This window comes from uncultured Microbacterium sp., from assembly GCF_947488465.1.
In the GTDB taxonomy this organism is placed as follows: Bacteria; Actinomycetota; Actinomycetes; order Actinomycetales; family Microbacteriaceae; genus Microbacterium.
In genome coordinates this window covers 127,783-145,541 of record NZ_CANKZA010000001.1, presented here as the reverse complement: position 1 = coordinate 145,541, position 17,759 = coordinate 127,783, and the positions used below count along the sequence as shown (strand labels likewise).

The window sequence follows — 17,759 nt, the reverse complement described above, 5'->3', positions numbered from 1 at the left end:
CGCTCGAGGGGGCCCGATCTGCCCACCCGCCCGGGCTGAACCCGCAGATCGGGTCACCGGCATCCTGGTGGCGGCGGAGCGTCGCCGCTTCCTCCCCCGCACACAGATCTGCGTAGTTGTCCACTGATCGTGAAGCAGGGGAGACGGAGGCGCGGCCCAGCGCGCACGATCGAGGGATGCCGCATCTCCCGACGCCCCTGCACGTCGAACTCGCGCCTGCATTTCGGGTCGGCACAGCGTTGGCGCTCGGTCACTCCGCGGGGCGAATGCGCGCCGCGGACCTCGACGCACCGTTCCACGGCATGCGCCGGCGTCGCACGCCGTCCGTCGCCATCGACCTCACGGAGCCGCTCGCTCGCGACCGCCTTCAGCGCGAGTACGTTCTCGACCAAGCACGTGCGTATTTCGCGGTCGCCCCGGATCACACCTTTCTCGCGGGGCGGTCCGCCGCGGTCGTCTGGGGACTCCCCTGTGTCCACGGCGATCGACTGGATGCCGCGGTCCTCTCGCCGCACCGCGCTCCACGCAGGCCCGGGATCCGCGGCAGGAAGCTCGCCCCGCACCTGACGAGCGTGCGTGTCTGGGGCGGCATCCGGCTGACGAGCCCCGCGGCAACGTTTGCCATGCTCGGCGGTGAGCTGTCGCACCGCGACCTCGTCGCGCTCGGAGACGCCATCGTGCGCATCCCCCGCGATCACCGGGGTCGCCCGATGCCGGAGCAGCAGCTCGCATCGATCGAGCACCTTGCGTGCGCGACGAACGCTCCCGGGCGAAAGAACCGCGCGCGGCTGGCCGCGGCGCTCTCCGATGTGCGCGTCGGCAGCATGTCCGTGCTCGAGACCGATTACCGATTGCTCGCTGCCGCCGCGGGGCTCCCGGAGCCCGTGCTGGACCTGGAGATCCGACACCCGTCCGGCGCTCTGATCGGCATCGTTGACGCGGCCTATCTCGACTTCCGCACGATCGTCGAGGTCGAAGGCGATCACCATCGCACCAGTCGCGTGCAGTGGGAGCGCGACATCGAGAAACACGCCGCGCTCACAGCTCTCGGCTGGGAGGTCATCCGCGTGACGGCTGCGCATATCCGCGGCGCCCACCCGCGCGCGGCGGAATCCGTCGCGTCCGCACTGCGCAGGCACGGCTGGGTCGGCTAGCCTTCGCGGAGCACCGCGGCATCCAGGGGACCCGATCTGCCCACCTGCACACGCACAGGGGGCGCATCAGGTCCCCGTGATCGTGCGCCTCGCATCCAGGGGGCGCAATCTGCCCTGCGGGAGCGACCAGACCCGCAGATTGCGACTCCTCAATCGGGAGCGGTCAGTAGCCCGCGAAGGCGTCCGTGGTCAGACCCTGGGCTTTCTCGAGCGCCGGCGCCAGATCGGCGATCAAACCCGGAGGACCCGAGATGTACGCGTGGCGCGAGGCCAGGTCGGGGACCACACGCTGGAGGCCCTCGGCATCCAGTCGCACCCCCTCTGCCCAGCGCCAGTGCGTCGGAAGATCGGTGGGTTCGTCACGCGTGAAGATGATGACCGGGATGCCGGCGCGCTCGAGGTCGTCGCGGAACGCGAGCTCCTCGGCGCCCGACGCGACGTAGATGAAGACGACGTCGCGCGAGCCGCCCGACATCCGCAGATGACGCAGCTGCGATACGAACGGGGTCACCCCGATGCCGGCAGCCACCAGCAACACCGGAGTGTCCGTGCGGCGCGGCAGGATGAAGTCCCCCCAGATCCCCGTGACGGAGAGCTCACGGCCCGGTTCGATCTCGGCGAGCGCCTGCTTGTAGGTCGACTGCGAACCGCGTCGCATCGCGATCTTCACGATCGGCAGCTCCTCGGGCGCCGAGACGATGCTGAACTCGCGGCGCGTGCCGCGGGCATCGGCGTGCGCGTGCGGCACTTCGAGTTCGAGATACTGACCCGCCTCGAATCGCAGCAGCCGGCTGGCCCGGAAGGACAGCTCCTCGACGCTCGGTGTGAGCGACTGCCGACCGACGAAGGTTAACTGCAGGCGCACACGTGTGGCGTAGGCAAAGCCGAATGCCACCAGATTGCCGATGACGACCGCCGCCTCGGGCCCGAGCGTGAGTGCGCCGAGGGTCAGCGGCGCCCCGGCGAAAACGCCCACGACGACGGCGACGATGTACTGCTGCCAGCGGCGTGGCGGCTGCGTCAGCGGCTCGGAGAACATGAACGCCGCGAGGAAGAAGAAGGGTGAGGACCACAGCACGGTTGAGACGATCGTGCCGATATCGACGGCGACGCCCGCGCCACTGTACGCGAGTGCGACGCGCACGAGGTTCACCGGTAGCGCGATCGCGAGGAACAGCAACACGGGCCGCAGCTTGTCGGCTCGCGCGACGACGAGCACACCGAGGACGATCACCGGCAACGCGAGGGCGGGAGCACCGACCCACCAGCCGGCCGCGCCGAGACCGTAGGACCCACTGGCGACCGTGACGATCGACAGCGCCATCGCACCGAAAGCTGCCGGGTTGAGGATGTGCCGGCCGCGCCACGCGACCACGTACTTGGATGCCGAGGCCAGCACACCGGCGATCGCCACGCCGACGAGCCCCAGTAGTTCGACGGTCGGGTACAGGACGAAAAGCAGAATCCCCGCGGTGATGAGGGACGACTCGATGCGCCAGGTCCGGCCGGTGAGGCGCTGACCGAGCGCATCGACGGCGACGCACGCGACGTTGAGGACGACGAAGGTCGCCACGAGCGCCGGCGCGGAAGGCGCGACCTGGTCGAACAGGGCCAGCACGAGGGAGATGAGCGTCAGGATGCCGAGCGACACGAGGACGAGACGGTACATCGACACGCGGCCGACCACGGCGAGCAATCGGTTCCAGAGGGCGGTCAGTCGAGTCATCACGATCCAAACTATCGCGGGAGGAAAAGGTCTGCGGGGCACCCGGGCGACCACTCGACGCGGCCGTCGCTGAGCATGCGCACCCACGGGGCGTCCCACTCGTGAGCGAGCGCGACCCCGCCGTCGAAGAAGAGCGCGGTGGCCGCCGCGTCGGCGATCATCGCCGTCGGCGCGGCCGCCCAGGTGGCGGCGACGGTGCGGACAGGCTGCCCCGTCCGCGCATCCAGGACATGATGGAGCCCGTCGCCCCACGCGCGCCGGTTGGTGGCCGAAGCACACAGCGCTCCGTCGGTGATCTCCCACACACCGATCGCGGTCGCGGAGTCGTACGGATGCTCGAGCGCGATGCGCTCGGTGCGTCCGCGCACGCGGATGTCTCCGCCGGCATCCACGACGGCAGGCTCGTCGCCGAGTGCGGCCGCGACGAGGTCGACGAGACGCCCCTTCCCGAGGGCGCCGACGTCGATCAGGGCGGGCGCTGACAGCTGAAGAACGCCGTGCGCCCAGGAGAGCACATCGTCCCAAGCTGCCGGCGCCGGCGCCGCTCCCCCGTCAGTGAGCGAGTAAGCCGCGTCGTATCCGCGGCGCGCGAGCGACCCGCCGACCAGCGGGTTCACCGCCCCTTCGGTCGCTCGGGACAGCGCGACGTACGTGTCGAGCATGTCCGCGGCATCCACCGGTGCCGTGACCCGGCCGCCGCCGCTCAGGGTCGTGACGAGCGAATCGGGGCGAAAACGCGACCACTCCCGATCGAACGCATCGATCACGGCGCTGACACGCTCGCGCACGCCGTCGTCCGGCGCGGCAGGCATCACGATCTGCCAGCGGGTGCCGATGGCGTCGAAATCCCAGACGCCCACCGCGGTCACGCGGCGGCGTCGGTCTTGATCTTCTCGAGGGCGTCGTTGAACCCGCCGCTCGTGAGGGATGACCCGGCGACACGGCTCACGTCGAGCGCGTCGATCTCCTGACCGACGACGACCTCGCTGATCCCCCCGATGAACTGCTCCTGATACTGGCGCGATTGCGGGCTGGCCGCGTCGCCGACGACCTCGACCGCGGTGACGATGTCATCGGCGAGCGTGATCGTCACGGAGACAGTCTCGGCCACGCCACCCCCGTCGACATACGTGCCGTCCTCCGTGTAGGTGCCGTCGGTGTATGCGCCCGTGGTGGCCGAGCCGGTCGAGCCGGTTTCGACGGGGGCGGTTGTCGGCGTGGCCGCGGGTTCCTCCGCGGTCGCGGTCGTGGCGCAGCCGGCCAGTGCCACGATTCCGAGGACGGATGCCGCCGCAGCTCCGGAGCGGAGCGTACGGCGCGAGGGTACGACAGTGGTGCGGATCATGATGGTCCTCCTTCTGGGGTGCCCGTGTGGCGTTGTCTCCACCAGGTGGTTTTCACCCTAGAGCGCACGGGATCGGCACCCACCCTGCGGAACCTATGCGTCTGCATTGAATCCTGTCGTCGTCACTCGCGACGACGGCGCGCGGCTTTGAGCATTTCGACGACGGCGAAGATGACGAAGGAGAACACCAGGGGCAGTGCCCAGCCGATCAGATCCAGCGGCTCCGAGCCGAACAGCGCGTTCATGAACGGCACGTACGTGAAGATCAGTTGCAACGCGAGGAGCGCGATCGCCGACCACCAGACCATCCGGTTGCCGCGAAACACCGCGGTCGTAAAGCTCGACCGGCTGAGGAAACGGCAGTTGAACAGGTAGGCCAGCTGGCCGAGGGCGAGCATCGTGACCGCTTCGGTCCGGGCGACGTCGAGATCGCTTCCCCGGGCCACCGAGATCCCGAAGACCGCGAGCGTCGCCCCACCGATGAGCAGCGAGACGAGCAGAACGAAGCCGAGTTCCCGCCCGGCGATGATCGGCCCGCCCGCCGCACGCGGCGTGCGGTTCATGATGCCGCGCTCTGCCGGTTCGTAGGCCAGCGCGAGCGACAGGGTGACCGCCGTCACCATGTTGACCCACAGCACCTGCACCGGCGTGAGCGGCAGGGTGAGCCCGAAGACGATCGCGATCAGAATGACGAGTGACTGCGCCCCGTTGGTCGGGAGGAGGAAGACGACCGACTTGCGCAAGTTGTCGTAGATCCGCCGACCTTCGGCGATCGCACTGCGGATCGTGGCGAAGTTGTCGTCGGCCAGCACGATTTCGGCAGCTTCCTTGGTGGCCTCGGTGCCCTTGATGCCCATCGCGATGCCCACATCGGCACGGGTGAGCGCAGGTGCGTCGTTGACCCCGTCGCCGGTCATCGCGACGACCTCGCCGTGTGACTGCAGTGCGCGGACAATCCGGATCTTGTGTTCGGGACTCGTGCGGGCATAGACGTCGACGTCTTGCACGACCGCCTTCAGCTGCTCCTGACTAAGCGCCTCCAGCTCGCCACCGGTGAGAACACGGACGTCGTCGTCGCCGGGCGTCTGCGGGATCAGCCCCATCTCACGCCCGATCGCGACAGCCGTGCCCGCGTGGTCGCCGGTGATCATCTTCACCCGGATGCCGGCGGTGTGGCAGTCGGCGATCGCCTCGATCGCCTCCGGACGCGGCGGGTCGACGATTCCCCACAGACCCAGAAACTCCAGATCGCCGAGGTCGTCGATGCTCACGTCGTCAGCGCGCGTGGGCTTGCGTGCGGCGGCGAGCACACGCAGACCCTGCGCACTCAGCTCGTCCACCGCGGCATCCCAGAAGGAGCGGTCAAGCGGCTCCGCACCGGCCGAGCCGCGCTGTGTCAGCGACCGATCGAGCAGCCGGTCGGGAGCGCCCTTCACGAGGATCGCGCGCGACCCATCGGCGGCCTCGTTGAGGGTCGCCATGAACTTGTTCTCCGAGTCGAAGGGAACGACCCCGACGCGCCGGGTGCCGCTGACACCCGCGCCGCCCTTCATCGCGACGACCTTGAGCGCGCCTTCGGTCGGCTCGCCGACGAGAGAGAACCTCCCCTCCTCACCGCGCGTGATGTGGGCGTCGTTGCAGAGGTCCGCGACGGCGAGCACGGCGGCGAGATCGCCGCCCCCGGCCGGAGTGATGGTGCCGGTGGGGTCGTATCCGAGACCGGAGACCTCGTAGCGCTCGAGCGGGGTGATGACCGTGCGGACCGTCATCTCGTTCTTCGTCAGGGTGCCGGTCTTGTCCGAACACACCGTCGTGACCGAGCCGAGAGCCTCGACGGCGGGGAGCTTGCGCGTGATGGCGTTGCGGCGCGCCATCTGCTGCACACCGATCGCGAGCGTGATCGTGACGAGCGCGGGGAGTCCTTCCGGAATCGCCGCGACGGCGAAGCCGATTGTCGCCGAGATGAGTTCGGCGAAGGGCATCCCGTGCAGATAGCGACCGATGACCATCATCACCAGCGCCATGCCGAGGATGACGAGGGTCAGCACCTTTCCGAACGAATCGAGTTGCTTCGTCAGCGGCGTCGCGAGGCTCCCCGCCTCGCCGACGAGTTCCTGGATCGTGCCGATCTCGGTGCGTGCGCCGGTACCGGTGACGATGCCCCGACCTTGACCGGCCGAGACGATCGTGCCCGAGAAAGCCATGGAGGAGCGGTCGCCCACCCCGGCGTCGTCCGGCACGGGATCGAGGGATTTCGACGAGGGGACTGATTCGCCGGTCAGGGCGGACTCATCGATCCGCAACTGCGTCGCCGCAGTGAGGCGCACGTCAGCCGGAACTTTGTCGCCCGGCATCAGCCGCACGATGTCACCGGGAACGAGGTCGGCCGCCGCGATCGTCGTCCAAGAACCGTCGCGCCGCGCGGTTGCGTCGGCCGACAGCATGCCCCGGATGCCGGCCAGCGCCTTCTCCGCACGCCCCTCCTGCACATAGCCAATGACGGCGTTGATGACGGCGACGGTGACGATGACCCAGAAGTCGAGCCAGTCCCCCATGACCGCCTTGATCGCCGCGGCGGCGAGGAGGATGAAGATGAGCGTGTCGTTGAAGTGCCCCAGGAACCGCAGCCACGCCGGCGTCCGTTTCGGCTCCGGCAGGAGGTTGGGCCCGGCGACCGCGAGCCGCGCCGCGGCATCGCCGGAAGCGAGGCCGCCGGCACCCGTCTGCAGTGCGCGCTGGACATCATCGACCTCCCGCGCGAAGGGACGCGCGAGCGTGAGGTCGGCGTCGGTGAGAGCGGCGGGTGCGGGCGATGCGGCCATGCCGCGATCCTACGCGCGGACGGGGTACTGCCGAGCGGCGAAACTCAGGCGTCGCCGCCGAACATGCTCGTGACCGAACCGTCCTCGAAGACTTCCTTGATCGCCCGTGCCAGCAGCGGCGCGATCGGCAAGATCGTCAGCCCCGCGAACCGCTTCTCGTCCGGGATCGGAACCGTGTCGGTCACGACGACCTCGTCGATCGCGTCATCCTGCAACCGGGTCGACGCGGGGTCGCTGAAGATCGCGTGTGTCGCCGCCACGATGACCCGCTCCGCGCCGTTCGCCTTGAGCGCCTGAGCGGCCTTGACGATCGTGCCGCCGGTGTCGATCATGTCGTCCACAAGCAGGCAGACACGCCCGGAGACGTCACCGACGATCTCGTTGACCGTCACCTGGTTGGCGACGTTCGGGTCGCGACGCTTGTGGATGATCGCGAGGGGTGCGCCGAGCGAATCGGACCACTGGTCGGCGACGCGCACGCGTCCGGTGTCGGGTGAGACGACGGTGAGCTTGTCCCGGTCAGCCGGCGAGAGCGTTTTCTCGAAGTACTCCAGGAGCACGGGCTTGGCGAACAGGTGGTCGACGGGTCCGTCGAAGAAGCCCTGGATCTGCGCGGCGTGGAGGTCGACGCTCATGATCCGGTCGGCGCCGGCGGTCTTGAAGAGGTCCGAGACCAGGCGCGCGCTGATCGGCTCGCGACCGCGACCCTTCTTGTCCTGACGGGAATAGGGGTAGTACGGGGCGACGACGGTGATGCGCTTCGCGGACGCGCGCTTGGCGGCATCCAGCATGATCAGCGTCTCCATGATCCACTCGTTCACGGGTGGACCGAACGACTGGATGATGAACGCGTCACACCCGCGGATCGACACCTCGAAGCGGGTGAGGATCTCGCCCGACGCGAACGTGCGGTGCTCGGTCGGGACGAGCTCGGTACCGAGGTGCTCCGCTACCTGCGCCGAGAGTTCGGCGTGCGAGCTCCCGGAGGCGACGACCAGTCGCTTCTTGGTCTTGGCGACGATACCCGGCGCGATGCCGCGCTCGACATCCAGGTCAACCGTGTGCTTCTTGCGCGCCATCGTCCGCTCCCTGTGCAGACCGGGAGCGTGCAGCGGAATCCGCCGCCGCCGTACCCGGTCGATGATTCTCGACCCATCCCTCGATGTTGCGCTGAGGGGCGACGCTCAGCGCGAGTGCACCGGGCGGCACATCCTTGCGGATGACGGCGCCGGCCCCGGTTTTCGCGCCGTCTCCGATCCTAACGGGCGCGACGAACACGTTGTGCGAGCCGGAGTGCACGTCGTCGCCGATCTCGGTGCGGTGCTTCGCGAGATCGTCGTAATTCGCAGTGATCGCGCCGGCGCCGAGGTTCACCCCGCGGCCGATCGTCGTGTCGCCGATGTACGACAGATGCGGGACCTTGCTGCCGACACCGATCGTGGAGTTCTTCGTTTCGACGAACGTGCCGATCTTCCCCTGCGCGCCGAGAACCGTGCCCGGTCGCAGATACGCGAAGGGCCCGACCGTCGCACCGGCACCGATCACCGCGAGGGTGGCATCGGAGCGCCGCACGGTCGCGTTCTCGCCGACCTCGCAGTCTTCCAGCGTCGTGTCAGGGCCGATCACGGCGCCGGCTGCGACGGCGGTCGCGCGCAGAATGTGAGTGTTCGGGAGAACCGTGACATCGGGAGCGAGCGTCGCGGTGACATCGATCCACGTCGTCGCGGGGTCCTGAATCGACGCACCCTCCAGCTGCCAGCGACGAACCGTCCGCGCGTTGAGCAGGCGCCCGGCTTCGGCCAGCTGTGCACGGTCGTTCACCCCGAGAGTCAGCGAGACGTCGGCGGTGACGGATGCCGTGACCGCGAGTCCGGCAGCACGCACGAGGCCGATGACATCGGTCAAGTACTTCTCCCCCTGGGCGTTCTCGGTGCCGACCCGGGTAAGTTCGGCGCGGAGCGTCGGACCCTGGAAGACGTAGACGCCGGCGTTGATCTCGGTGACGGCAGCCTCCGCGGCCGAGGCATCCTTCTGCTCGACGATGCGCTCGACGGCACCGTCGGTCGTACGGATGACGCGGCCATAACCGGTGGCGTCCGGGAGAACGGCGGACAGGAGCGTCACGGCCGCGCCGGAAGACCGGTGATCGCGGATCAGCCCGGTGAGCGTGTCGGCATCCAGCAGCGGGACGTCGCCGGAGAGCACCAGCACGTCGCCCGTGAAATCGGGCAGTGCGGCGAGAGCGACCTCGACGGCCCGCCCCGTACCGGGGATCTGATCCTGGTCGACGACGATGACCTCATCGGAGATGCCCACAACGGCTTCCGCGACCTGATCGCGTTCGTGGCGGACGACGACGACCACGTGCCCCGGAGCGAGATCGCGTGCGGTGTCGAGCACGTGCCCGACCAGGGGGCGACCACCGATGCGATGGAGCACTTTCGGCAGAGCCGAACGCATCCGGGTGCCCTGACCGGCGGCGAGGATGACCACGGCAAGCGAGGAGTCCAGCGGGTTGTGCGTCATGCTCCGCCGCCAGGATTCGAACCTAGACCGAACAGCTCCAAAGGCTGTCGTGCTGCCATTACACTACGGCGGATCACGGGCGACGCCCGGGGGCGCACACCACGCATCCAGTCTGCCACGACCGCGCCGCCCGCTCCCACGCGCACACGAAACGCGATAATGAACCCATGAGCAGCGAGCACGATGAGGTGGACCGGATCCTCGGCGCCTGGCGCACCCAGCGGCCCGACCTCGACTTCTCGCCCTTGGCGGTACTCTCCCGCGTCGACCGTCTCTCGCGCCACCTCGACCGCGCTCGCCGTGAGGCCTTCCGCCGCAGCGACCTGGAGCCGTGGGAATGGGATGTGCTCTCGGCGCTCCGCCGCGCGGGCGAGCCATTTCAGCTGAGCCCCAAGCAACTGCTGCTGCAGACCCTCGTCTCCAGCGGCACCATGACCAACCGCATCGATCGCCTTGTCGGCCGCCGCCTCGTGCGGCGTGAAGCTGACCCGGCGGACGGGCGGAGCGTCCTGGTCACGTTGACCGACGACGGCCGCACGCGCGTGGATGCCGCCATCACCCGCCTGGTCGACGCTGAGGCCGAGCTTCTCGCGGTACTTCCGCGTGCCGATCGCGAACGCCTCGCCGCGCTCTTGCGCAAACTCAGCCTGGAGTTCGATTCCTGATCGTGAGCACCGCCCTCAGGCGAGCATCATGAAGAGCTTCTCCAGCTCGGCCGTCGTCACTCCATCCTCGGCTTCCGCTGCTTCGGGGTCGGCCAGGCAGTCCTTCATCGCGGTCGAGATGATCGCGAATCCCGCACGGTCCAGCGCGCTCGAGACAGCAGACAACTGCGTCACGACGTCACGGCACGGCTTCTCCTGCTCGACGGCGGCGATCACCGCTTCCAGCTGGCCGCGCGCACGACGCAGGCGATGGAGGATGCGGCGCTGCGCGTCGGCGTCGGTCGTGGTCATGATCGGTTCCTCCTGCTTACGAGTCATCGGGCGAACAGCCGGGAGAAGAACCCGTTGCCGGGCTCCTTGGCGTGACCTTCGCATCGCTGCGAACGGGGAACGCCCCGCATCACCTGGTCGACATGCTGTCCGCATCCCGACCAGGTCGTCTTACCGCACTTCTTGCACGTCACGGCGTAGCACATGGATGATTCTCCTCTTCCTCAGTTGCCGACCAGGACAGCGACGGCACGGTCGCCCAGGACGGCGCGCAGCGTGAGCATGCCGCCCGACATCGACGCCGAGTCGAAGCCTGCCTGCGCGAGCACACGGTGAGCGATCGCCGAGCGTACGCCCGACTGGCACATGACCCGTACGGGGCGGCCGGCCGCTGCGGCGCGCACGTCGTCGAGCCGCGCACGGAGCTGGGTGTGCGGGATGTTCAGGACGCCCGGCAGGTGGCCGGATGCGAACTCTTTGGGGGTGCGGACGTCGAGGATGAAAGCCGACTCCTGCACGGCGGCCACGTCCTGCGCGTACCAGAGCCGCACGGTGTCATTCATGACGTTCTCGCCCAGCATCCCGACCATGTTGACGGGGTCTTTCGCTGACCCGTAGGGCGGCGCGTAGGCCAAGTCGAGGTCGATGAGCTCATCGACGCTCCACCCGGCGCGGATGGCGGTGGCCAGCACATCGATGCGCTTGTCGACACCGTCGCCGCCGACCGCCTGCGCCCCGAGCACGAGTCCGTCCGACGCGCGCACGTGCACGATCAGGTGAATCTGCGACGCGCCCGGGAAGTACCCGGCGTGCTGACCGGGGTGCAGGTGCAGCGAGTGGAAGGCAATGTCCGCCGCGTGCAACGCGGCGCGGTTGGCGCCGGTGAGGGCGACCGTCTGGTCCCCGACGCGCACGATCGCGGTGCCGACCGGCTGGGGAATCGGACGCGCGGTCTCGGGACGCAGGATCGCGTCGGCGACCAGACGCCCGGCCCGGTTGGCGGGGCCGGCCAGGGCTACGGGGCGGCGCGTGCCGGTGACCGCGTCGGTCGAGACCGTGGCATCGCCCACGGCGTACACGTCCGGCAGCGACGTGCGTCCGTGCTCGTCGACGATCATCGCGCCGCGTTCGCACGCGACGCCGGCGGATTCGAAGACGGCTGTGTCGGGGCGCACACCCACGGACAGAACGATCAGGTCGGCGTCGATGCGCGACCCGTCGCCGAGCACGACGACATCGTGGTCGGCACCGGTTTCGATCGCCGTCGCGGCGACGCCGGCGCGCACATCGATGCCGATGCGGCGCAGCTCATCGGTGACGAGGGACGCGAGTTCGTCTTCGAGCGGCGGAAGAACGTGCGCGGCGAACTCGACGACGGTCGTCTCCAGCCCCTGCTGCACGAGCGCTTCGGCCGCCTCGATGCCGATGAATCCGGCGCCGAGGACAACGGCGCGACGGGCGCCGGATTCGACCTTCTCGCGGAGCGCGAGGGCGTCTTCGACCGTGCGCAGCGTGCGCAGGCGCGAGGAGTCGAGTCCTGAGATCGGAGGACGTGCGGCCTGGGCTCCGGGGGCGAGCACGAGGGCGTCGTAGGAGATCTCCTCGAGCCCGTCGACTGTGGCGACCGTGACGGTGTGGGCGGCGGCATCCACGGCGACCACGTCGTGACCGGTGCGCACATCGAGGTTGAGCGACGCGCGCAACGACGCGGGGGTCTGGACGAGCAGCGCATCGGGATCGGTGATCTCCCCGCCGACGAAGTAGGGCAGTCCGCAGTTGGCGAACGACACGTGCGCACCGCGCTCGAGCACGATGATCTCGGCGTTCTCATCTAGCCGCCGCGCGCGGGCGGCGCAGCTCATTCCTCCGGCGACCCCGCCGACGACCACGATCTTCATGTCTGCTGTTTCCCTTCGCTGTGCGGCGATCGGCACGGGTCACAGCATACCCCCGGGGGTATCGAGAAGACAACTCAGCGAGACGCGAACGCCGGGCGGGTGTCAGTCCAGAAGAGTGCTGAGCTCGAGCCAGCGCTCCTCGAGCGCCGCGATCTCGCCGTCGACCGCGGTGATCGCCTGCATCCGCTCCGCGAGCCCGGCGAAGTCGGACTGGTCGTGGTCGGCCAGGGCTGTACGGGCGGCATCCACCTGCGCCGTGAGCTTCTGGATGCGTCGCTCGGCCGCAGCGAGCTCTTTCTGCGCCGAGCGCAGTTCGGCGCCGGCGAGGGCCGGCGTCCGCGCGGCGGACCCGACCGATGCCTTCGCGCCGCCGGAGCGCTCGATCTCGCGGAGACGGAGGTACTCGTCGATCCCTCCGGGAAGATGACGCAGATGCCCACTCAGGACCGCGTACTGCTGGTCGGTGACGCGCTCGAGGAAGTACCGGTCGTGGCTGACGACGAGGAGCGTCCCCGCCCACGTGTCGAGGAGGTCCTCGATCGCGGCGAGCATGTCGGTGTCGAGATCGTTGGTCGGCTCGTCGAGGATCAGGACGTTGGGCTGGTCGAGCAGGATCAGCAGCAGCTGGAGCCGGCGCTGCTGCCCTCCGGAGAGATCCTTGACGGGGGTCGACAACTGCGCCGACGAGAAGCCCATCCGCTCGAGCAGCTGGCCGGGCGTGAGCTCCGTCGCCTTCGATCCGGATCCCATCGTGTAGCTGGTGCGGAGGCCCGAAATCACGGTGCGCACGGGCGATGCCATGTGCTCGGTGAGTTCATCCATCCGCTGCGTGAGGGTCGCGACCTTGACGGTCGACCCGCGCTTGACCCGACCGCTCGAGGGCGTGACCGTGCCGGCGATGAGGCCGAGCAGGGTGGACTTGCCCGCACCGTTGACGCCCAGGATGCCGGTACGCTCCCCCGGCGCGACCAGCCAGGTCACATCGCGGAGCACGTCACGACCGTCGTACGAGACGCCGACGTCGATCAGATCGACGACGTCCTTCCCGAGTCGCGTGACGGCGAGCGACTGCAGCTGCACGGGATCGCGGATCTCGGGGACGTCGGCGATGAGCGCGTTCGCCGCGTCGATACGGAACTTCGGCTTCGCGGTGCGCGCGGGAGCTCCTCGGCGGAGCCACGCAAGCTCTTTCGTCGCGAGGTTCTTGCGACGCTGCTCGATCACGGCGGACTGCCGGTCGCGCTCGACGCGCTGCAGGATGTAGGCGGCGTAGCCCCCGTCGAACGGTTCGACGATCCGGTCGTGCACCTCCCACGTGCGCGTGCAGATCTCATCGAGGAACCACCGGTCGTGCGTGACGACCAGCAGCGCCCCTGAGCTCGCCGCCCAGCGGCGCTTCAGGTGTGCGGCCAGCCAGGCGACGGCCTCGACGTCGAGGTGGTTGGTGGGCTCGTCGAGTGCGAGCACGTCCCAGTCGCCGACGAGGAGGCGCGCCAGCGCGACCCGGCGACGTTGGCCACCGGAGAGCCCGAGAACGGGTCCGTCCCAGTCGAGGTCGCCGACGAGACCCGAAATGACATCGCGGATGCCGGCATCCCCCGCCCATTCGTATTCGAGGCGGTCGCCGACGACGCTCTGCGCGATCGTCAGGGAATCGTCGAGGGTGTCGCCCTGATCGAGGACGCCGACACGGACCCCGCCGCGGACGGTGACGCGTCCGGAGTCGGGTTCGAGACGGCCGGCGAGCATTGCCATGAGGCTCGACTTCCCGTCGCCGTTGCGGCCGACGATGCCGATGCGATCCCCCTCGTCGACGCCGAGAGAGACGCCGTCGAAGACGACCTTGGTGGGAAATTCGAGGTGGAGGCCTTCGGCCCCGAGAAGATGTGCCATGTCCTCTCCAGGGTAGGCGCTCGGCGCGGGGAGGATGCCGAGCAGCGCGGGCTGGCGGGCCGGAGCATCAGTACCAGAAGCTCAATCGCGGTGCCGCGGTCGTGCCGAACACACGGGCGACACGCGCCGGGTCGTCGGTCTGGAGGCGACCGGCCCGCGCGAGGGTCACCGGCGAGACCCCGCCGAGCAGGATCGCGGACAGCTCGGTGATCCCGATGCGTACCGCAAGCTCGCCCAGCGGCGCATGATCGACGGGGTCGACCGACGCCGCTCCCGATTCGTCCACGGTCAGCACGAAGGTGGCGCCGGCGATCGCGAGCGGGTCCTCCACCTCGAGCACAAGCGTGTCCGCAGCGCCGAACTGTCGCGCGCCGAGCGCGGCCGGAACATCCAGCACCCGCAGATAGTGGTGGTCGCGGAGGGTGATCTTCGCCGCCCGCTGGTCGGCGAGCATCCACCACAGCGGCTCATCGACGGCGAGCTCGCCCGCGTGGATCGTGGCGATCAGATCCATCGACAGCAGGAACTGCCAGAGGCTCGCGTACGCCGCGTCGGTGGCGGCCAGGAGCATGGTCAGATGGATCGTGGAGGACGCGAAGTCGGCCTCGTTCTCACTCACCGAGTACAGCGCCAGGCCGTCGACCTCCCCGCCGTCGCCGCGGTAGTGCAGCACGCGCAGCCGCTCGGGCTTGTCGGCATCGGGGCGGGTGCCGAACGCGAAATCCCATTGACCGCCGGGGCGTTCGACTTCGCCCGTCATCCCGGGCCGGATGCGAGCGTGCAACGACTCGGCGATCTCCCGACCTCGCTCGCGGCTCACGAAGTCGATGCGACCGGAGGCGGCAGGCCCCACCCAGCCCGCCCGCCGGACGTCGATCTCCCACCCGGCAGCGGAGACGGCCGCGCCGAAACCGAACCGGCCGTAAATGCTCGACTCGCTCACGGTGAGCGCCGCCAGCGGGAAGCCGAGCGCGGCGGCGGTACGTAGTTCACCCGACATCAGATGCCGCAGAAGCCCGCGGCGCCGATGCGTGGGGGCGACGGTGACCGAGCTGATCGCGCACGCCGGAACAGTACCGCCCGGCACGGAGAGCTCGGTTGCCCAGGACGCGAACGTGGCGACCGGGATCGCCGGCTGCGGCGACCCGGCGTCGTAGACGGCCACCTTCCGCCGGTGCGCGGTGTGGTCGAAGTATGCCTGCCGCTGGACCTCGGTGCGCTCGCCGTCCAAGAAGCCGCGCGAGACCGCTTCCAGCCAGGCATCGGTCTGCGCGCGGTCGGCGTCGTCGACGCGGCGGACCTCCAGCGCGGCCGCGGCGACCCCGCTGCGGAGACCGTCGTCGAGCGGCGCGTCGTGGAACAGGGTGGCGAGATCGGACATGGGGGCTCCCATCGAATGAGGCGGAGGGGGAAGAAGGATCAGGCGAGCACGCGGGCACCGGCCACCGGGCCGTGCGCCGCCAGGGCCGAGAAGCCGGCGCTGCGGAGCGTCCGGGCGAGCGCGTCTGCGCCGCCGGGAGCGGCGAGGAAGGCGATCGTCGGCCCCGATCCGGACACGAACCCGGCAAGGGCGCCCGCGGTGAGACCGCGATCGATGACCTCGTTCAGCGCGGGGAGAAGACTGCAGGCGGCAGGGTGGAGGTCGTTGGCGATCGCACCGGCCAGCGCGAGCGCATCTCCGGCGCGGAGTGCCGCGAGCACGCCCGGAGCGACGGTCGGCACGGCGATGGGTGGTCGGATGTCGGGCGCCGCCCGCAACCGGTCGAGTTCGCCGTAGACCGCGGGCGTCGACAAGCCGTCGGTGCGCGTCACGAGCACCCACTCGAACCGCCCGCGGACGAGCGCCGGTGCAAGCTCGTCGCCGCGACCGGTGCCGACGGCCGTCCCCCCGAGCAGGGCGAACGGAACGTCGGCGCCGAGCTCGGCGCCGAGGACGTGCAGCTCGGCAGCGCTGAGGTTTCCCCCGAGGAGCGCATTGACGGCCACGAGGGTCGCCGCGGCATCCGCCGACCCACCCCCCATGCCGCCGGCGACCGGGACACCCTTGTGGATCTCGAGATGGATGCCGCCCTCCCACCCGACGGCGCGCGCGACCGATCGAGCGGCGCGAACCGCGAGGTTCCGGTCATCCAACGGCACACCCGAGACATCGACGGTGCCGGTCACCTCCACGGTGTAGCCCTCGCCGATTGTTGCCCACACGTCCTCGAAGAGGCCGACGGCCTGGTACACCGACGCGACATCGTGGTAGCCGTCCGGCTGAACGTCGCCCACGGCGAAGAACACATTGATCTTCCCGGGGGCACGCACACGCACCCGCCCGTCCTGCACGCGACTCAAGGTCACGCCGACGCCGCCCAGATGTCACCGATCCCGGCGGCGATGACATCGATCTGCTCGAGCTCCTCCGTGTCGAAGGCAGGACCGGAAGCAGCGGCGAGGTTTTCTTCGATCTGCTCCGTCCGCGAAGCGCCGATCAGCGCCGACGCGACGACCTCATCGCGGAGCACCCACTGCAGCGCGAGCTGGGCGAGGCTCTGGCCACGCTCCTTGGCAATGACATCCAGCGATCGGAGACCCTGCAGGGCCGTGTCGCTGAGCGCCCCGCCCGGAAGCGACGAGCGCTGCTGCGACCGCTCGGACGTTCCATCCCCGAGGTACCGGCTGGTCAGCAGACCCTGGGCGAGTGGCACGAAGGCGATCGCCCCCATCCGCTCCTGGCGGAGTGCACCGGTGAGCCCGTCTTCGATCCACCGATCGAGAATCGAGTACGACGGCTGGTGGATCAGCAGCGGGGTGCCGAGCGACCGCGCAATCGCCGCGGCTTCGACGGTCTGAGCCGCACTGTAGGAGGAGATGCCGACGTAGAGCGCTTTGCCCTGCCGCACGAGGGTGTCGAGGGCCCCGATCGTCTCTTCCAGCGGTGTCACCGGATCGAAGCGGTGCGAGTAGAAGATATCGACGTAGTCGATGCTCATGCGCTGCAGCGACTGCTCGGCGCTGGCGAGCAGATACTTGCGCGAGCCCCAGTGTCCGTAGGGGCCGTCCCACATGTCGTAGCCCGCTTTGGAGGAGATGATCAGCTCATCGCGGTACGGTGCGAAGTCCTCGCGCATCATCCGGCCGAAGTTCGTCTCGGCCGAGCCGTACGGCGGCCCGTAGTTGTTGGCGAGGTCGAAGTGGGTGATCCCGCGATCGAAAGCGTGACGCAGCAGCGCGCGTTGACCGTCGAACGGATAGTTGTCCCCGAAGTTCCACCAGAGCCCCAGCGAAATGGGCGGCAGATACAGTCCGCTCTGGCCGACGCGACGCAAGCCCGGCGAGCTGGTGTAGCGATCGGTGGCGGCTGCGTAGGGACGGTGGAGGTCTCCGCCGCGAGAGGGCGGGAAACGGTCTTCGGTGTCGGTCACTCCCCCAGGCTAGCGAGCACCGAGGACAGGTGAGCCCCCGGCGAAACGTC

At 69.2% G+C, this 17,759-nt stretch carries 14 protein-coding genes and 1 tRNA gene; 2 read left to right on the top strand and 13 right to left on the bottom strand.

The features are described from left to right. Window positions 1-176: 176 nt before the first annotated feature. Entirely contained in the window at window positions 177-1,154 is a 978-nt protein-coding gene (locus Q0653_RS00680; RefSeq protein ID WP_298941862.1) for a DUF559 domain-containing protein, read from the top strand. A 163-nt stretch (window positions 1,155-1,317) separates the two neighbouring features. Here the strand turns inward: Q0653_RS00680 and Q0653_RS00675 are convergent, their stop codons facing one another. The 7 genes from Q0653_RS00675 to Q0653_RS00645 form a co-directional block, all read right to left on the bottom strand. Then, complete coding sequence (locus Q0653_RS00675; RefSeq protein WP_298941860.1) at window positions 1,318-2,880, bottom strand: flavodoxin reductase; 1,563 nt, start codon at window positions 2,878-2,880, stop codon at window positions 1,318-1,320. An 11-nt stretch (window positions 2,881-2,891) separates the two neighbouring features. Beyond that, window positions 2,892-3,740 (bottom strand): FAD:protein FMN transferase, encoded by an 849-nt coding sequence (locus tag Q0653_RS00670; RefSeq protein WP_298741966.1) that lies wholly within the window; start codon window positions 3,738-3,740, stop codon window positions 2,892-2,894. Between the two features lie 5 nt (window positions 3,741-3,745). Beyond that, the gene (locus Q0653_RS00665) at window positions 3,746-4,225 is read right to left on the bottom strand and encodes a hypothetical protein (protein WP_298941858.1); all 480 of its coding nucleotides are present in this window, start codon (window positions 4,223-4,225) and stop codon (window positions 3,746-3,748) included. A 122-nt stretch (window positions 4,226-4,347) separates the two neighbouring features. Beyond that, window positions 4,348-7,047 carry an HAD-IC family P-type ATPase gene (locus Q0653_RS00660; protein WP_298941856.1) on the bottom strand — a complete coding sequence of 900 codons (2,700 nt, stop codon included), beginning with the start codon at window positions 7,045-7,047 and terminating at the stop codon, window positions 4,348-4,350. 44 nt (window positions 7,048-7,091) lie between these two features. Further along, a complete protein-coding gene (locus Q0653_RS00655; protein WP_298741889.1) occupies window positions 7,092-8,126 on the bottom strand; it encodes a ribose-phosphate diphosphokinase in 1,035 nt (344 codons plus the stop codon). Continuing rightward, a complete protein-coding gene (glmU, locus tag Q0653_RS00650; RefSeq protein ID WP_298941853.1) occupies window positions 8,101-9,573 on the bottom strand; it encodes a bifunctional UDP-N-acetylglucosamine diphosphorylase/glucosamine-1-phosphate N-acetyltransferase GlmU in 1,473 nt (490 codons plus the stop codon). The genes Q0653_RS00655 and glmU overlap by 26 nt, the downstream gene beginning before the upstream one ends. Window position 9,574: 1 nt before the next feature. Next, window positions 9,575-9,646 (bottom strand) — tRNA-Gln (locus Q0653_RS00645). A 94-nt stretch (window positions 9,647-9,740) separates the two neighbouring features. Between Q0653_RS00645 and Q0653_RS00640 the strand changes: the two genes are divergently transcribed. Further along, window positions 9,741-10,238, top strand: coding sequence for a MarR family winged helix-turn-helix transcriptional regulator (locus Q0653_RS00640; protein ID WP_298941851.1), 498 nt, complete (start codon window positions 9,741-9,743; stop codon window positions 10,236-10,238). 15 nt (window positions 10,239-10,253) lie between these two features. Here the strand turns inward: Q0653_RS00640 and Q0653_RS00635 are convergent, their stop codons facing one another. From Q0653_RS00635 to Q0653_RS00610, 6 genes are all read right to left on the bottom strand, one after another. After that, window positions 10,254-10,529, bottom strand: a complete 276-nt coding sequence (locus Q0653_RS00635) for a metal-sensitive transcriptional regulator (RefSeq protein WP_298941849.1) — start codon at window positions 10,527-10,529, stop codon at window positions 10,254-10,256. A 203-nt stretch (window positions 10,530-10,732) separates the two neighbouring features. After that, the gene (locus Q0653_RS00630; protein ID WP_298941847.1) at window positions 10,733-12,406 is read right to left on the bottom strand and encodes an FAD-dependent oxidoreductase; all 1,674 of its coding nucleotides are present in this window, start codon (window positions 12,404-12,406) and stop codon (window positions 10,733-10,735) included. 102 nt (window positions 12,407-12,508) lie between these two features. Continuing rightward, on the bottom strand, window positions 12,509-14,299 hold the full coding sequence (locus Q0653_RS00625; protein WP_298941845.1) for an ABC-F family ATP-binding cassette domain-containing protein: 1,791 nt from the start codon (window positions 14,297-14,299) through the stop codon (window positions 12,509-12,511). A 67-nt stretch (window positions 14,300-14,366) separates the two neighbouring features. Further along, window positions 14,367-15,680: a GNAT family N-acetyltransferase gene (locus Q0653_RS00620; RefSeq protein WP_298941843.1), complete on the bottom strand. Its 1,314-nt coding sequence runs from the start codon at window positions 15,678-15,680 to the stop codon at window positions 14,367-14,369. A 38-nt stretch (window positions 15,681-15,718) separates the two neighbouring features. Next, a complete protein-coding gene (locus Q0653_RS00615) occupies window positions 15,719-16,645 on the bottom strand; it encodes a 4-(cytidine 5'-diphospho)-2-C-methyl-D-erythritol kinase (protein WP_298941841.1) in 927 nt (308 codons plus the stop codon). After that, window positions 16,642-17,709: an aldo/keto reductase gene (locus tag Q0653_RS00610; RefSeq protein ID WP_298941839.1), complete on the bottom strand. Its 1,068-nt coding sequence runs from the start codon at window positions 17,707-17,709 to the stop codon at window positions 16,642-16,644. Before Q0653_RS00610 ends, Q0653_RS00615 begins: the two co-directional genes overlap by 4 nt. Between the last annotated feature and the right edge of the window lie 50 nt (window positions 17,710-17,759).

Coding starts and splice junctions, on each gene's coding strand:
- Q0653_RS00635 (WP_298941849.1), bottom strand. CDS start 10,529: ATGACCACGACCGACGCCGACGCGCAGCGCCGCATCCTCCATCGCCTG.
- Q0653_RS00660 (WP_298941856.1), bottom strand. CDS start 7,047: ATGGCCGCATCGCCCGCACCCGCCGCTCTCACCGACGCCGACCTCACG.
- Q0653_RS00655 (WP_298741889.1), bottom strand. CDS start 8,126: ATGGCGCGCAAGAAGCACACGGTTGACCTGGATGTCGAGCGCGGCATC.
- Q0653_RS00675 (WP_298941860.1), bottom strand. CDS start 2,880: ATGACTCGACTGACCGCCCTCTGGAACCGATTGCTCGCCGTGGTCGGC.
- Q0653_RS00625 (WP_298941845.1), bottom strand. CDS start 14,299: ATGGCACATCTTCTCGGGGCCGAAGGCCTCCACCTCGAATTTCCCACC.
- glmU (WP_298941853.1), bottom strand. CDS start 9,573: ATGACGCACAACCCGCTGGACTCCTCGCTTGCCGTGGTCATCCTCGCC.
- Q0653_RS00630 (WP_298941847.1), bottom strand. CDS start 12,406: ATGAAGATCGTGGTCGTCGGCGGGGTCGCCGGAGGAATGAGCTGCGCC.
- Q0653_RS00620 (WP_298941843.1), bottom strand. CDS start 15,680: ATGTCCGATCTCGCCACCCTGTTCCACGACGCGCCGCTCGACGACGGT.
- Q0653_RS00665 (WP_298941858.1), bottom strand. CDS start 4,225: ATGATCCGCACCACTGTCGTACCCTCGCGCCGTACGCTCCGCTCCGGA.
- Q0653_RS00680 (WP_298941862.1), top strand. CDS start 177: ATGCCGCATCTCCCGACGCCCCTGCACGTCGAACTCGCGCCTGCATTT.
- Q0653_RS00640 (WP_298941851.1), top strand. CDS start 9,741: ATGAGCAGCGAGCACGATGAGGTGGACCGGATCCTCGGCGCCTGGCGC.